This window comes from Flavobacterium sp. LM5 (assembly GCF_002017945.1).
GTDB classification, from domain to species: domain Bacteria; phylum Bacteroidota; class Bacteroidia; order Flavobacteriales; family Flavobacteriaceae; genus Flavobacterium; species Flavobacterium succinicans.
Genome location: NZ_MUFX01000001.1, coordinates 1,295,287 through 1,311,624, shown reverse-complemented (window position 1 = coordinate 1,311,624; position 16,338 = coordinate 1,295,287). Strand labels below are relative to the sequence as shown.

13 protein-coding genes and 1 riboswitch are annotated in these 16,338 nt (G+C 35.6%); of the genes, 6 read left to right on the top strand and 7 right to left on the bottom strand.

What is annotated here, in order from left to right; genetic code table 11:
- Positions 1-94: 94 nt before the first annotated feature.
- From BXU11_RS05505 to BXU11_RS05485, 5 genes are all read right to left on the bottom strand, one after another.
- Positions 95-280, bottom strand: a complete 186-nt coding sequence (locus tag BXU11_RS05505) for a hypothetical protein (RefSeq protein WP_078211288.1) — start codon at positions 278-280, stop codon at positions 95-97.
- A 74-nt stretch (positions 281-354) separates the two neighbouring features.
- Positions 355-891, bottom strand: a complete 537-nt coding sequence (locus tag BXU11_RS05500) for a DUF4252 domain-containing protein (RefSeq protein ID WP_024982441.1) — start codon at positions 889-891, stop codon at positions 355-357.
- Positions 892-1,147: 256 nt separating this feature from the next.
- A complete protein-coding gene (locus tag BXU11_RS05495) occupies positions 1,148-1,723 on the bottom strand; it encodes a DUF4252 domain-containing protein (protein ID WP_078212099.1) in 576 nt (191 codons plus the stop codon).
- 13 nt (positions 1,724-1,736) lie between these two features.
- The gene (locus tag BXU11_RS05490; RefSeq protein WP_024982439.1) at positions 1,737-2,204 is read right to left on the bottom strand and encodes a hypothetical protein; all 468 of its coding nucleotides are present in this window, start codon (positions 2,202-2,204) and stop codon (positions 1,737-1,739) included.
- Complete coding sequence (locus tag BXU11_RS05485; RefSeq protein ID WP_024982438.1) at positions 2,191-2,700, bottom strand: RNA polymerase sigma factor; 510 nt, start codon at positions 2,698-2,700, stop codon at positions 2,191-2,193. Before BXU11_RS05485 ends, BXU11_RS05490 begins: the two co-directional genes overlap by 14 nt.
- Positions 2,701-2,823: 123 nt before the next feature.
- On the opposite strand from BXU11_RS05485, the gene BXU11_RS05480 reads away from it, so the two are divergent.
- A complete protein-coding gene (locus BXU11_RS05480; protein WP_078211287.1) occupies positions 2,824-4,272 on the top strand; it encodes a S41 family peptidase in 1,449 nt (482 codons plus the stop codon).
- A 96-nt stretch (positions 4,273-4,368) separates the two neighbouring features.
- Entirely contained in the window at positions 4,369-4,995 is a 627-nt protein-coding gene (locus tag BXU11_RS05475; protein WP_078211286.1) for an N-acetylmuramoyl-L-alanine amidase, read from the top strand.
- A gap of 75 nt (positions 4,996-5,070) precedes the next feature.
- Here the strand turns inward: BXU11_RS05475 and BXU11_RS05470 are convergent, their stop codons facing one another.
- Positions 5,071-6,120, bottom strand: a complete 1,050-nt coding sequence (locus tag BXU11_RS05470; RefSeq protein WP_078211285.1) for a YncE family protein — start codon at positions 6,118-6,120, stop codon at positions 5,071-5,073.
- A 4-nt stretch (positions 6,121-6,124) separates the two neighbouring features.
- Positions 6,125-7,978 (bottom strand): TonB-dependent siderophore receptor, encoded by a 1,854-nt coding sequence (locus tag BXU11_RS05465; protein WP_078212097.1) that lies wholly within the window; start codon positions 7,976-7,978, stop codon positions 6,125-6,127.
- Between the two features lie 31 nt (positions 7,979-8,009).
- A riboswitch (cobalamin riboswitch) is annotated at positions 8,010-8,272 on the bottom strand.
- Positions 8,273-8,392: 120 nt separating this feature from the next.
- On the opposite strand from BXU11_RS05465, the gene BXU11_RS05460 reads away from it, so the two are divergent.
- The 4 genes from BXU11_RS05460 to BXU11_RS05445 all read left to right on the top strand — a co-directional run bounded on the left by BXU11_RS05460 (position 8,393) and on the right by BXU11_RS05445 (position 16,310).
- Positions 8,393-11,137: a histidine kinase gene (locus BXU11_RS05460; protein ID WP_223253674.1), complete on the top strand. Its 2,745-nt coding sequence runs from the start codon at positions 8,393-8,395 to the stop codon at positions 11,135-11,137.
- A gap of 241 nt (positions 11,138-11,378) precedes the next feature.
- A complete protein-coding gene (locus tag BXU11_RS05455) occupies positions 11,379-14,378 on the top strand; it encodes a SusC/RagA family TonB-linked outer membrane protein (RefSeq protein WP_024982432.1) in 3,000 nt (999 codons plus the stop codon).
- Between the two features lie 4 nt (positions 14,379-14,382).
- On the top strand, positions 14,383-15,837 hold the full coding sequence (locus BXU11_RS05450; RefSeq protein ID WP_078212095.1) for a RagB/SusD family nutrient uptake outer membrane protein: 1,455 nt from the start codon (positions 14,383-14,385) through the stop codon (positions 15,835-15,837).
- 17 nt (positions 15,838-15,854) lie between these two features.
- Positions 15,855-16,310 carry a hypothetical protein gene (locus BXU11_RS05445; protein ID WP_078211283.1) on the top strand — a complete coding sequence of 152 codons (456 nt, stop codon included), beginning with the start codon at positions 15,855-15,857 and terminating at the stop codon, positions 16,308-16,310.
- Positions 16,311-16,338: the final 28 nt, after the last annotated feature.

The window sequence follows — 16,338 nt, the reverse complement described above, 5'->3', positions numbered from 1 at the left end:
AAAAGATTGATTTTGTAGCAAAAAAATTTAATCTAGTAACAAAAAAATAAAAAAACCGTTTCAAGAAAACACCTTGAAACGGTTACTGTTTTTTTTAATGCTTGTGAGCATGGTTTTTGGCGCTTTTTTCACCTGACATTTTCTTAGCATGTCCCGGAGGGATTTTCTTAACCTTAACTACTTTAGTAGGATGAACATGATGAACGGTACAACCTTGAAGTCCAAAAATAAAGCATACTAAAATTCCTAGTATTGCTATTTTTAATACCTTATTATTCATTATTTGGGGGATTGATTTAGAGCTCGCAAATTTAACGCTTATTTTATTAAAATCAATCCGTGTTATCATTACCTTTATTTCTTCAGCAATTCTTGTAACGGTTTCAACTGATCCAAATCGATTTTTGATTGCTGCAAAACCGACATCATGTTCATAATATGAGTAGGATTCATGTCTTTGCCCAACACCCGAACCACTGCAAAACCCGTTTCTTTTTGGTTGGCAAACAAAACAAACTCTTCGATATGCTCATCTGTTCCTACAAAACTTACGGAAGCACCTTCTTTACCAGAACCAAACTTCATGAGTTGTTGGTACTTTGGGTTTTTCAAGATTCCGTTTAATTTAGCGCGTTCTGTTTCGAATTCGGTCGTATTATTGGGGTTGCGTTTAAAAGCCAGCACATTCATCTTTTTAAAAGACTGTAACGCTTCTTTTTGTTCCAAAGAGAGTTTCGCCTGATCCAAATTCAAAATAGAAGAGGAAATATCAAGCGCTATAAAATTTTTATTTTCTGTATTCTCTACAAAATACTTTTGCAAACTCGGTTCAGAGTTACAACTACTCAACCACAGGCATAGGAAAAGAGCCAAACTAACTACTGCTTTCATTTTTTTACCTTTTTAAATATTAACTGCGTTCCATTTTGAATATTCTTACACTAGCTTATTACAATTCCTTGTAGTTCCTTTTTTTGTTTTGACCTTTTTTAGAATCTGAAAACACACCTACAAGGTTTTGAAAACCTTGCAGGAATTGGATTGCTTTGTTTTAGAATAATGACTTATATTAATAAAGTAAGCTGATTTGACAAATTAATACTTACTAAATACTAAGTACTGATCACTAAGTACTAGTTACTAGCTCCTACTTCTTCCCTTTTGTGGCTTTTTTTAAATCATCTCCACCAGGAAAACGCATTTTATCAGTCAATACTGAGATTTCATTCAAATCAAAATCTCCTGTCAATGACATCAAGACACTATCTTCACCTTTTCCTCCATCAATAAACATCAACAGCTCTCTGATTTGAGTGTCTTTGGCGCCTGATTTTACTAATATTTTAATGCTACGACCATTATCATTTACACGCATTAGCTCTTCTAAATTAGCCGTTTTCATATAGCGTTCAGCAGTGGCTTTCATTTCAGCTTCTACACGAGCACTTTTGGTGGTGAACACTTTTAAATTGTCTAATTTTTTTATCAAATGATAATACTGTTGCATCTCTTTATCAGAGGCATCGACTTTGACTTTGCTCATCATTTCGAACATTTTTTTGTTGACAATCACCGAAGTGACATCGTCTTGGCCATCAAATTTATCGAAGGCACCTTGAGCAAAAATGGGGTTAGCGACTAGTAAAAATACTAAAGCTAAAAATACTTTTTTCGTTATTGAAATAAAACGAGTTTTGTTACTGATTATAACTGTTGATTTCATGTTGTTTTTTGATTTATTGATTAAAAACTTTTCCTTTTGATTCATTGTATTCCTGAATGACCTGCACACTTTCTATGCCGGTGTTTACGTGACCTGACAACAGGGCTAGTGCTTTTTGGGTTTCTCTAAACGCTTCTTCGGGTGTATCATAAGTCCCTAATTCGTTGGAGGCCACACTATTTTTTGTTGCATTGGTGGTGTAAACATACATTCCTATTCCAAACAAAATCACAACCGAAGCCGCTAAAGACCACCAAGCTGATGGTGCAAAATAAGTCTTTTTTGTAGACAATTCTGATACCACTTGTCGAGTTGTTTCTGCTTTGGCTAAGGAGAAGTAGCCAAATAAGGGCTGATATTGCTCTAAATGCTGCGCAACATTTGATGAAGAAAAATAATTCGTCAACTCTTTTTCCTCGGCAATACTGGTTTCTCCTTGAAAGTATTTTTCTAAAAGTGCTTCTATTTTATACAGTTCCATAACGGTGTGTTTTTAACATATGCTCTCTGATGGTTTTTCTAGCTCTAGAGAGTGCCACGCGAATGGCGGTTTCATTCATTTCTAATAATTTGGCGATTTCTTCAAACTCATATTGCTCCACTTCTCGCAATTGGATAATTATGCGCTGCTGTTCTGGCAATTGATCAATTATTTTAGCCACCCAATTCAAACTATCATTATCTTCTACTTTTTGCTGTAAACTTGGTTCGCGATCCGTGTAATTATTATGTACAATTCTCAAATTACTAGAACGTTTGGCTTTCAACTGATCCAAACAATGATTCTTAGTCATGGTCATTGCCAAGGCTTCTACACTGCCATAATCAGACAAACTTTCGTTTTTATTCCACAACTTTACCAAAACCTCTTGCGTAGCATCTTCCGCCTCCTCGGTACTCACGAGTAATCGTTTGGCCAATCGAAAGACCTTGTCTTTGAAAGGAGTAATCAATTGTACAAACTCATTTTGGTTCATTCTAATGGTTGTTTCTAGCGGTTCATATAAGCAAGACGAACGACAATTATTTTTGTTACAAACAATAAAAAAATAATTTTAAAGTTAGTATTTTTACAAAAACTAAATAGACCTAACCTCAATATGAAAACAACCTATAAAATTGTCCTGCTTTTAGTTACAAGCCTTTTCCTTTTTCAGAGCTGTCAAAAAGATGATGACGATATCGCTGCACCCAAAGGTCTGGAAATTCAGAACTTTATATGGAAAGGCATGAACCAATATTATTTGTGGCAAAGTAGCGTTCCTAATTTAGCGGACAACAAATTTAAAAATCAAGCCGAGTTAAACACCTTTCTAAGCGGATACAGCACTCCCGAAAGCTTATTTGAAGCCTTGCGTATAGACAAAAATACGGACCGTTTCAGCTGGATTGTGGATGACTACGAAGCTTTAGAACAATCCTTTCAAGGTACTACCAAAAATGATGGTGTTGATTTTGGTTTAAGTTATAAACCTGGAAGTACCACCGAAATTTTTGGATATGTTCGTTATATCATTCCAGGATCCGATGCTGCTACTAAAGCCATTAAACGTGGTGATATGTTTACAGGAGTTAATGGAACGCAATTAACAGTAAGCAACTATCAAACTTTATTATTAAATGCCGAAAGTTATACTTTGAATTTAGCAGATTATAATGGAACTACTATTGTTAGTAATGGCAAATCAGTTGCTTTAACGAAAACCACTTTGAATGAAAATCCGATTTTAATCAATAAAGTAATAGAAACAGGAGGAAAAAAAATAGGGTATTTGATGTACAATGGCTTTTTTGCTAATTACGACACCCAACTCAACGACGCTTTTGGAAGTTTAAAATCGGCAGGTGTTACCGAATTAGTACTGGATTTGCGCTACAACGGAGGAGGATCAGTACAAACAGCTACGCGTTTAGCAAGCATGATTACAGGAGACTTAACAGGGAAAGTGTTTGCCAAACAACAATGGAACGAAAAGATAGAAGCTTATTTTAACACCAATAATCCTGAAGCATTGAAAAACTTTTTCACGGATAAAATTGGCTCTACCCCAATCAATAGTTTAAAATTAAAAAAAATCTATGTACTAACGACAAAAAGTACCGCTTCAGCAAGTGAATTGGTGATTAATGGTTTAAAGCCTTTTATCGAGGTCGTTCAAATTGGAGATGTGACGACAGGTAAAAATGTGGGTTCCATCACGCTGTACGATTCTCCAACTTTTGAAAAAGAAAACGTAAACAAATCCCATAAATACGCTATGCAACCTTTAGTGCTTAAAATTGTAAATGCGAACGGATTTGGCGATTATCAAAGTGGTTTGACGCCTACTTTTGAACTCAAAGAAACCATCAGTACTTTTGGTGTTTTGGGTGATGTGAATGAACCTTTATTAAAATTAGCCATCGGAAAAATTACAGGTACTGCCAAAGGTGTTCCTACAACAAAAGGCAAAACATTTGAATATTTCAAAGATTCAAAATCTATCAAAGGCTTTAGAAACGACATGTATTTAGAAACGATTCCTGAAGGATTATTACAATCTTTATAGTAATTATACTAAAATCATAAAATATAGCGTTATAAATACATCTCTGAAAAGCAATGCTTTTTAAAACTTCATTAGTAACTTTTAAAACATTATAGTATGAAATTGTATTCAAAAATTGGTATTGGCTTTTTAGCTTGTGCTTCCTTAGCATTTATTTCGCCTGCATTGAAACCTTCTAAAACCATCCACGTAGTTATCGATGCTGGACATGGCGGACATGATTTTGGCGCAAAAAATGACGCTGCTATCGAGAAAGAAATCGTTGCTCAAATTGCTAATAAAATCAAAGAACAGAATACCAATCAAGCTATTGTTTTACATTTTACTAGAAATGAGGATGAATTCGTGGAATTGCATTCTCGTGCAGCTCTTATCAATAGCATACAACCTGATTTATTCATTTCATTGCATGTTAATGCTAACGCTACAAGTCAAAAATCTGGATTGGAATTTTTTATCAACGAACAAAATCCTGCCACGGCTCAACAATCTAAAGAAATTGCAACACAACTTAACGCAAGATTGACGGAGCAAACCGCTTTAAAAGGCAATACTATCATAAAAAACGCTCCTTTTATGGTGTTAAAGAAAGCTACAGTTCCTGGTGTTTTGATTGAATTAGGTTATTTGACTAATGAAACTGACAAACGCACCCTGACCGATAAAGTAGAACAAACTAAGATTGCGAATGCCGTTTTAGATGTGGCTTCAACTCTAAAATAAAAACAACAATTATTCCAAACAAAAAAAGGCGTTTTCATTTGCGAAAACGCCTTTTTTATTTTTAAGTTACACCTTTTAGTTATTAAAATAGAATCCGTTTGGCCCTACTCCTACTACTAATTCTTTTTGTAAAGTTCCAGTTAATGAATACACATAAGCCTTACTATTCGAAGCGAAATCGCCTCCATCAGCAATGAAAATTTTATCATTCTCTACCGCAAAACCATACATTACTCCATATTGTGAAGTCGATGAGTACTTAAAAATAGGTTTATCAGAAGGTTGTGCAGCCGTGATGTCCATACTATACACGCCTGTATCTTTTGTAAAATAGATTTTAGAACCATAAATATCCAAATTTCCTGCATCGGTCAAAGTCGTTGGAAACACCACTTCAGTAACCGATTTATCCAATAATTTTACTTTTACAATTTTGCTTGCACTTCCATATGGAGCTGCTAACACATACAAAACACCGTTTTTCACTTCCATTGTATTAGCACTTGACCCAACAGTTATTGGCGTTTCTAAAGCTTTGGTTACCGTATTTACTACCAAAACTTTGTCGCTATTATAGGGTTCTGTGATGTACAACTTATCGCCATCTACAACAATACGATTGGCCGTAGCATTCAAGTTAATTTTAGACTCCACTTTGTTAGTGGCCAAATCGATAACAGCAACAAAATCGTCTGTATTGCCCGATGTTCCTCCATAGGCATTCGCATTGGTTACATATGCTTTTCCATTTCTAACTACTCCGTATCTTGGATTCACAAAACCAGTTTCTATTTTTGTAATCAGTTTAAAAGAATAACGATTCACTACATTAATAACGTTAGAGCCACCAGCAATGATATACGCTTTATCGCCATCAAAAAAGATGTTTTGTAAATACTTACCTGGTAAGTCACCTGGATTTTCAGCACCGTACACATCTTGCTTAAAACTACTCAAATCGTCTCCTAAAAACGAAACAGATCCTCCTGAAGAATTACCTTCATTTAAAATAAACACACCATTATCATAATTCCCTTTGGATACATTTTCGTTGGTATCATCATTACTACAAGACGCCAAAAAGGCAAAAGTAAAGGCTACAAATAAAACTCTAGTTAACTTCATTATATTAAAATTTAAAGATTAGATACAAATTAAAATTGCGCCCGGGCATGATTCTGTTTTCCAGACTTTCATATTTTTCATTCCATAGATTAAGTACTTGAATACCAATTTTTATGGGATTACGCTTAAAAAACTCATAATCCACACCCACATTAGCAACCCAATACGAAGGAATGATAGCACTAGGATCGTTATCGGATTGGGTATAAACAAAACCATTATACAAGAATTGATAATTTGCGCTCCATTTTTGATAACTATACGCCAAAGCAGCGGTAGCTTTGTGATAAGGCACAAAAAACAATTGCTTTTGAGTTTCCTCATTTTTAGAAATAGTGTAGGCATACGTCCCATTGATTTGCCAAATGCTGTTTCCAAATTGTTGTTTCCAAGCCAACAAGGTTTCTATGCCATAAGCAGCTACTCGATCTGTATTTTGAGGAGACCAAATACCATTATTCCCCGGAACCCAACGCAACAAATCTTTAATTTTATTGTAATAGGCTGTTTGCGTCAAGCTAATATTTTTGTAAGTAAAGACATTGGCCAGTTCGCCTTGGTACGCACTTTCGGGTTTTAAATTGGGATTACCGCCTTCTTCCCAATACAAATCATTGTAGGTAGGAATTCGGAAATTGTGCGAAACATTGACTTTCAATTGGTACCAAGGTGCAATGCGCAAAGCACTTCCTGCCGAAAAAAGAACAGGCGATTTGTAATTGCTGGTAAACTCCTTACGAATCCCCAATTCATTTTGCCATTGGGACGAAACTTCTTGTTTGACCAAAAATGAAACACCAGTAATTTCACGTTCATGATATCCAAATCCTGAACCTTTACCTTTGGTTTTATTGTATTCTACGATAGAATTTAGAAGAATAGAACGACTCGCTTGATAACTCAAATCGGCTTTGGCGATCAGCATATTGGTACCGCCATAAGTGAATTGATTTAGCGTATTGTCTGGGAAATATTGATAGTTTTCGGCAAGATAAGCGGCCTTCAAATTAGTCACCCAAAGCCCTGATTTGGCTTCATATTCTAATAAATTTCTACTAAAATCATTCTTATATTTCGTACGAGATTCAGAGGGCAAGATCAAGGAAATATTCCTATCGGTATTCGAAGATTGGCTGTAAAACTTCAACATCTGACGATTCGAAATTTTAAAACCAATGGCTGTATTGAAACCAATAATTTCATATTCCCCGTTTTCATTGAACCGTTGATTGCCTTTCCAATCAAAACTATCAGGATAATCATAATCGTTATCAGAATAGTTTCGAGAAATACCTATTTGAGCCGACCATTTTGTATTAGAAAAATGACTACTATAATTGAGATTTTGCGTAGAAAAACTCCCGTAATCCAATCGCAATTGATTAGAAAATGAGTCATCAAACTTTAAGTCGTTGTTCAAATGTACCGTTCCTCCAATAGCTCCACTGCCATAAATCACACTACCACCGCCACCTTTAACCGCAATAGTACTGTAATCCATTCCAGACAAAGTGTTGAAGTCTGTACTCCCATTCATTTGAGAATTGATATTGAGACCGTTCCAAATCACAGCCGTTTGCGACGCAGTTGTTCCCCTAAAAGCCACCGTCGACAACATACCACGACCGTATTCTTTAAAATATAAAACCGAATTGTAATTGAGTAAATTGGTCAACAACACGCTATTTTTAGACAAAATAGAATCGTTCAAACTCAAAATTGTTTGAGAACTAGAGAATTTGCGCAGCTTCGCATCAGCAATGATGACCTCTTTCAAGCGAGTAATCGAATCATTCTGAGCAAAAGTCAGTTGACTTGCCAGCAGGCAAAAACAAAGAAAAGATTTTAAATGTATCATAATTTCCTGAACCTTTTTTCCCGAAAGTCCGCTATTGGTTAAGAAAAAAGGCAGGTCTCCTGGCTTGCGTCTTGTTGTTGACCTTCCCATTCCAAGGTAGAAGTTAGAAGTTAGAGGTCAGAAGCTATACTTCTATTTCTAATTTCTAATTTCCCACTTTAAAAACAGTGGCTTTGTAGATAACAACAAGCTTGATAGCTTACAGTTGCGGGTACAGCTTAGGTTTTGAACCTAATTCCCTTTTAATGCGTTTTCTAAAAACAGTAAAACGCAACCTTAATTCGGATGCAAATATAGAATTAAAAAAGTATCGTCCTATAGCTATTCTCAAAATAAAAGTTCAAATTGTAAAATTGACCTAAAAATTAATGATTTTGACAAAAACCTATTAAATTTGATACAAAAAATATCGTTTTGAAAAAAATAGTTTCCCTTTTCTTGTTTTTAACTACTTTGACCACTTCCTCCCAAGAATTACTCCCTTTTGTCGAAAAATATGATAAGTCAAGTTACAAAGGTGACAATCAAGTGTGGGATGTAACACAAGGCCTAGACAACGCACTCTATTTTGCCAACAACCAATATTTGTTACGATACAATGGAGTGGTTTGGGAGAAATACTATTTACCCAACAAAACAGTAATTCGTTCGGTTTTTGCAGATCAGGATCGCATCTATTCTGGGTCCTACAAAGAATTTGGATATTGGAAACGAAAGGATGGAAAAATGACGTATTATTCTATTTCCAAAGGTAAAAATGTTTTTAATGAGAAAGAAAATGAAGAAGTTTGGAAAATTTTCAAACTCAAAAATCAACTCTATTTTCAATCGTTCAACAACTTATACATTTATGAAAACGGAAACATTCAAAAAATAAATTTTCCGTATTTAATATCGTATTGTTTTCTTGTGGATAACGCTATTTATGTCGCCTCGGTGGAGCAAGGAATTTTTAAATTAGTGGGTCAAAAACTGCAACCTATTCCGGGCTGGGAGGCACTCCAAAACAATGTCATTCACGGCTTACAAAAAAGAGGTAAACAATGGTTTGTTTTTACTCAAAAAAACGGGGTTTTTGTTACTGAAAACAACCAATTAAAAGCATGGTCTTCTCCTTTAAATTCCGTTTTAAAAAAGGTAAACATCAATAAAGCGAAAATGCTGTCTCCAGAAAAAATGATTATCTGTTCTGGATCAAACGGATTGTATCTTTATGATTTTACAAATGGCACGTATCAAAATATCAATCGCAAAAACACCTTATTGAACAACACGGTCTTGAGTGTTTTTGTGGACAAAGAGAAAGATTTGTGGCTAGGATTAGACAATGGAATTTCTCACATAGAAACCAATTCGCCTGTTGCTATTTTAAATGATAATTCAGGCGTTTTAGGATCGGTATATGCGGTAACAAAAACTACCAATTCAAAATATTTATTAGCTTCTAACCATGGATTGTTTGAATTCGAGCAAAACAAACTCACGCAACTTCCCAATACCGAAAGACAAGCTTGGAACATAACGGCCGTACCTTCTGGCTATATTATCGGACATAACGACGGCACTTTTTTTTATGACACTTCGAGTGGATTATCCCTAATAAATCAAGTTGCAGGTGGTTGGAATTTTGTTAAAAGCAGTATCAATTCGACTTACCTGCAAGCTAGCTATGCAGGCATCAGGTTGTATCCCAATACGAATAATTTTAAGGAAAGTAGTGCTATTCTAAAATTAATAAAGCCCATAAAATATGTAGCTCAAATTCGTAAAAACGAAATTTGGGCCGCAGATAATTATCGCGGATTGTACCGAGTAACTCTTGATGAGAAGTATCAAACCCAAAAAATAGAGAATATTACCCAAAATTCGCAGATTAAAAACGATTTTGGAGTTAAACTCTTTGAATTTAGAAACCAACTCCTCTTTTTGATCAATAACTCGTGGTATGTTTTCAACTCTTTGACCAATACCTTAGAAATTAACGATTGGTTTCAATCTAACTTTAAAAATATTTCAGACATCATACCTATAGATGATCAACAATTTTTAGTCATCAGTGGTGAATTGTTGTATCATATTCGATCCAAAGGAAATCGATTCCAATGGAACCTTATTCCTGAAAAATACTACAAAGGAAAATTGATCAATAATCAGTTGAAAATTTTTAAAACGCAAAACAAGTACTTGCTAAATTTAGACGATGGCTTTATTTCATTGGAGTTTGATTTTAAAAACAGACCTCATGAGATCCCAGAAATTGAGGCATATAATAACACAACAATTGTCAAAGATGGGGCTAAAATTGACCATGATTCTGAATTAAAAATACAGGTGGTTTCTGGTGTTTTTGGCATAAACAAACCCAATTTATTTTACAAATTAGACGGATTAAACCGATTTACTCCTTTGAGAACTGGTATCATTAGGTTAAATAATTTGAGTACAGGATCTCACTCCCTTACGATTCACCATTATGACGGCATACACTACAACAAAGTCAAAAGCTTTTCTTTTGCTGTGAGACAACCTTGGTATTTTTCAATTTGGATGATCCTCCTTTACTTATTGGCCTTAGGAGGTATTCTTTTCTTATATTATAAATGGAACAAACTTCGCTACGTCCAAATAATGAAATTAAAAGAAGAAGAATTTAAACATCAAAACGAGTTAAAACAAATGGAGTTGAAAGTGCAAAATGATTTGCAGATTCAATCATATGAAAAACACATACTAGAACTAGAATTGCAAACTAAATCTTCTGAAGTAGCTGGCAAATCGCTTTCTATTGCCAAACAAACCGAAATGATGGATAGCATACAAACCATCTTGGAATCAGATTCAGATATCAGTAAACTAAAGAGTGATATTCGAAAAGTGATTAAAATCAATGCGGTTAACAAACATGAATGGGAAACTTTTGAAACCAACTTGAATCAAATTCACAAAGAGTTCATTGCCACCTTGAGTACTTCGTTCCCAAATTTGACTCCAAAAGATATAAGGTTATGCATTTATCTTAAAATGAACCTTTCTTCTAAAGAAATTGCTCCGATGATGAATATTTCTTTTAGAGGAGTCGAATTACATCGTTATCGATTAAGAAAGAAATTGGAATTAAAACAGGAAGAAAATTTAACTAAATTCTTACTAACAATATAAACCGTCTTCTTTATCACATACCGATAATTAGTTAAATGCTATAAATCCTACTTCAACATACTACATCATTACTACATCATCACTTTGTGTAATTTCGTAAAAAAGCCTTTTAAATTGCTGATTTACAGAATTTTTACATTTAAAAAAACTCGATTGATGTAGTTATGTAGTACTCACACACCTCAACTACAACGTTGTAATTAACTAATTTTGCTCAACAACTTTATCTAATTATAATGTTATGAGAAATCTTTATTTAACTGTATTACTTTTCCTTTTAGCTCCTGCATATTTTTATGCACAGACTATAAAAGGACAAGTCCTAGACAATCAAGGGCTAGGAATACCGGGAGCAATAATTATTGCCACCTCTTCAAATACTTCAGCAGAGGCTGATTTTGATGGTGGTTTTGAAATCAAAGCAAAGGAGGGAGAACTACTAAAAGTCTCCATGCTAGGTTTTACAGCCGCAAGTATAAAAGCCACTGCCGCTTTTATGAAAATAACACTAATCGAATCTGATGATACCCTTTTGAAAGACGTAGTCATCATTGGGTACGGATCTCGAAAGAAAATTGACAATACCACTTCTATTTCATCTATAAAAGCAGAAGAAATCACCAAAGTTAAAGTGTTGAATGCCTCACAAGCCATTCAAGGTAAAGCAGCCGGTGTTCAAGTAATCGCTTCAGATGTACCTGGTAGCGCACCAACGGTATTGATTAGAGGTTTGGGTACCGCCTTGGGAGGAAGAAATCCCTTGTATGTGGTAGATGGAATGCCAACGGATAACATTACCAACATCAATGCTAATGATATTACTTCGTATGAAATCTTAAAAGACGCCTCTTCTTTGGCAATTTACGGAACAAGAGCCGCTAATGGGGTAATTATCATTTCCACCAAAAAAGGGAAAGGTGACAAGGTATCGGTAGAGCTTGAACACTTTACAGGATTTAGAAACACCCTTAAAAAAGTAAAAATGGCGGGTTCCAATAAGTATGCACACTATTCCAATGCCGCCTTACAAAACACTACTTTTTCTCAAGATCAACCAGTGAACACCGATTGGTTTGACGAAATTACAAGAACAGGAATTTATTCCCAAAACAACCTTTCTGTTTTAGGGTCATCCGAGAATGTTAAGTATTTCTTTAGTGCGGGTCACTATGAGGAAAAAGGTATTTTGAATGGATTAGATTACAGCAGAACTACTTTTAGAAACAATAATGAGTATAAAATTTCTAAAAAACTGACCTTAAACCAAAATTTCAGTTTTACCTCGGCTAATTCAGCACCTAAACCCTTAAGTGCCTTTACCAGCGCTTACAAACAATCGCCTATCGTTCCGGTTCGTTTCCCGAATGGTCAATATGGGGTGTCATTTGTGGGAGCGAATGGTTTTGCTTCCCCATCAGGATCCTCCTTTAATAATGTAGGCAATCCAGTAGCACAATTGGACTTTTTTAATGAACAACAACGAAGTGTCATGCTTCAAGGGGGATTGAAATTAGACTACGAAATTGCCAAACCTTTAAAATTCACCTCTCAATTCAACGGAGAATTTTATACTTGGAAGAACTATAATTTTGAGGATAGAAAAAACATTTGGTTAGCCGCAGATCCTACACGTGTTCCTGAAGCCTACCCTACTAGTAATTTCAATAATGTGTTGACTAGAGGAAGAGAGCAATACTTCAATTGGAACCTTATGAACTACCTTACATTTAACAAAAAGTTTGCAGATATTCACGATCTAGAAATAACTGCAGGTATGGAAGCTTCTGTGAGAGGAAACAGAGAACGACTAACAATTGCTAGAAAAAATGTAAACCCAAACGAAAATTATTGGGGATTAGCAGGCGTTGAAAATGCTGCCAATGTAATTAGTTACAAAGATGAAATGTTCAACCAAACACGTTTAGCTTCTTATTTTGGACGTTTCCAATACAAATTAATGGACAAATATTTGTTTACAGGAACGCTACGTCGTGACGGATCTTCCAATTTTTCTAAAGACTATCGTTGGGGTACCTTTCCAGCCTTTGGATTAGGATGGGTAATTTCAAAAGAAGACTTTATGGCCAATGTAACCGCAATCAATGTATTGAAATTAAGAGGGGGTTGGGGTAAATTAGGTAATCAAAGTGTGCCTTTGAACCGTCAAGGGTATACCTCTGGATTGAATTCTTATTTAGGAGGTTCAATCCTTTATGAAGGAACTACTATTGCTTCTCAAATTGACCCAAGCTTATCATGGGAAATCACTCAAGAAGGTTCTCTTGGTATAGATATCGAAATGCTGGACAACCGATTAAAAGGTACTTTTGATGTGTATGATAAAACGACAACCAATGTCATTTTGAACACCAAACCGTATGCAACTTCTGGAATTAATCAAGCCTCTCCAGCGCATGTTGGTGAAGTATCTAACAAAGGACTAGAACTTTCGTTACGTTGGGACGATAAAATAACCGATGATCTTTCGTACTGGGTAGGAGCTAATTATTCGTACAACAAAAACAAATTGCAAGGATTAAAAGATGTGCAGCTTTCTCCAATAGTAGGAGGAGGTTTAGGTAATGGACAAAACACCAAGCTATTAGACAATACTTCAATTGGTCAGTCATTAGGAAGCTTTTTTATGTATGAATATGCAGGTTTTGATCCTGCAGATGGTAAAATGCAATATTTCAATGCCAAAGGGGAAAAAGTAAAACAAGATGCCTTAGCTGAAACCGACAAAAAATACGTAGGATCTGTATTGCCTACCTCAAATTTTGGTTTATCATTAGGAGTTGCCTACAAAAACTGGGACTTCTCTGTGGATGGATACGGAACCGCTGGTAGTAAAGTCTACAACGGAAAAAAAGCACAACGTTTTGCTGGTGAGAATATCGAAGAATCATTAGCTAACAACTTTTGGACGCCAAATAACCCGGGAGGAAGCTCGGTAGGTCCATTCAATCAAGTACCTGTAGCTTCAACGTATTACTTAGAATCGGGAGATTTCTTTAGAATCAATAATATTTCATTGGGCTATAAACTTCAAATGGATAACAAGCTAATTAGCGCTTGTCGTTTGTATGTCAATGTCATCAACCCTTTTATTTTCCAAAAATACTCTGGATTCTCTCCTGAATTGAATGGTAATGGTGATCCTTATGGTTCTCAAGGTATCGAATTAGATGCTTATCCTACTACAAGATCCTTTATTATTGGAGCTAACATTAAATTTTAATACAATGAAAAAGATATATATATCCCTGTTTTCACTATCCGTTTTCCTTTTTGCGGGATGTGCTAATGATTTTCTAGACGTAGATCAAAACGAATCTATTTCTACAGATGATATTGAATTGTTCAACAACAACGAAGGTGCCAAATCTTTTGTAACGGCTATTTATAGTAAATTTTTAGACTACGACATGTCTTCTTTCCAATGGATCGGCCTTACGAGTATCGCTTCTGATGATGCAGACAAAGGATCGTCTCCTGGCGACACAGGATCGGATAAAGACCTATTAGATGCATTAACGTTTAACTCTTCTATTCCATCGGTACGAGATGTTTTTAATGCTAATTATGTCGGAATCAACAGAGCAAATCAAGCCTTGAATATCCTTCCTAAACTAACAAAAGCAGATGAAGGACTTCGTAACCGATTAATTGGCGAAGCGAAGTATCTACGCGCCATGATGTATTTTACCCTTGTTAAAACCTTTGGTGGAGTACCTATCGTGGATCGATTACCCAATCCTTCTTCTGAAGAAGATAAATTAATGCTTTTGACTCGTAAAAGTGCCACTGAAGTGTATGCTTTTATCGAAAATGATTTGAAAGATGCTATAGCAGCCTTACCAGATAGATCTGCTTATCCAAGCAGTGAAAAAGCAAGAGCTTCAAAAGGTGCAGCACATGCCTTATTAGCCAAAGTAAGTTTGTACCAACAAAAATGGCAAAATGTGGTAGACCACTGTAATGCAGTGACTGGTTATTCCTTAAGCCCTGATTACGCTAAAATGTTTCGCATAGAAGGAGAAAACGATGCGGAATCCATTTATGAAATTCAAGGAGTGGGAGAAATTCCAGCAAAAGGAATTCAACAATATTCCCAAGTTCAAGGTGCTCGTGGTGCCGGAGGTTGGGGATGGGGCTTCAACACACCTTCACAAAGTCTGATAGATGCTTATGAGCCTGGTGATGTCCGTAAAGAGGGAACTATTATTTTTAGAGGTACAACCTTATACGATGGCAGAGTAGTTCCAAATACGGTTGAAAATGCTGCCTATAATTTAAAAGCTTATTCCTCTAAATTTACTGATGCTGACCATTCTGACACCAACATCAAGTACATGCGTTATGCCGAAGTACTCTTAATGAAAGCAGAAGCATTGAACGAATTAGGACAAACAAGTGCAGCCATTCCTTTATTGAACCAAATTAGAAACCGTGCAGGTTTAGCCAACACTACTGCGCTTTCACAAAGCGAAGTGAAGCAAGCTATTTGGAAAGAAAGACGCGTAGAATTAGCCTTTGAACACGATCGTTATTTTGACCTAGTGAGAACAGGACAAGCAGAAAGCGCATTTGCTAAACAAGGGAAAACTTTTGTCAAAGGCAAACATGAAGTATTCCCAATCCCATTTGATTTTATCCGTCAAAGTGCTGGTATTACTACCCAAAACCCTAACTATTAACTTTTAAAATAATCAAAATGAAAAACATAAAACCAATTTCATTAGTAACTGCTGCTATTGCCTCGCTTTTTCTTTTGGGTTGCGAAGATAGTATCGACAAAGTAAATAGTCCTATTCCCTACGTACCGGTAGGTGGATATGAAAATTCAGACGATATCGCCAAAGATCATTTAGTGGCTAAATTTAGTTTTGATGGAAACTTAAACGATAGTAAAAATAATATTTCGAATGTAGAAGGCACAAAAGTAAACTTCACTAAAGGAATCAAAGGTAATGCCTATAAAGGATCGAGTACAGAAGCTCGATATGCCATAGGTACTGGTACATCTAAAATTACTAGTGTTAACAACCATACGATCTCATTTTGGCTAAACACCGCCAACACCGTGCCTGATGCAGGTAGTCCTGGACAAGGAAAAGGAGCACAAGGCTTGTTCTCTATTGTACGACCTACCGAGTTTTGGGGGGACTAAATGTCTTTTTGGAAAATCCAGATAAAAA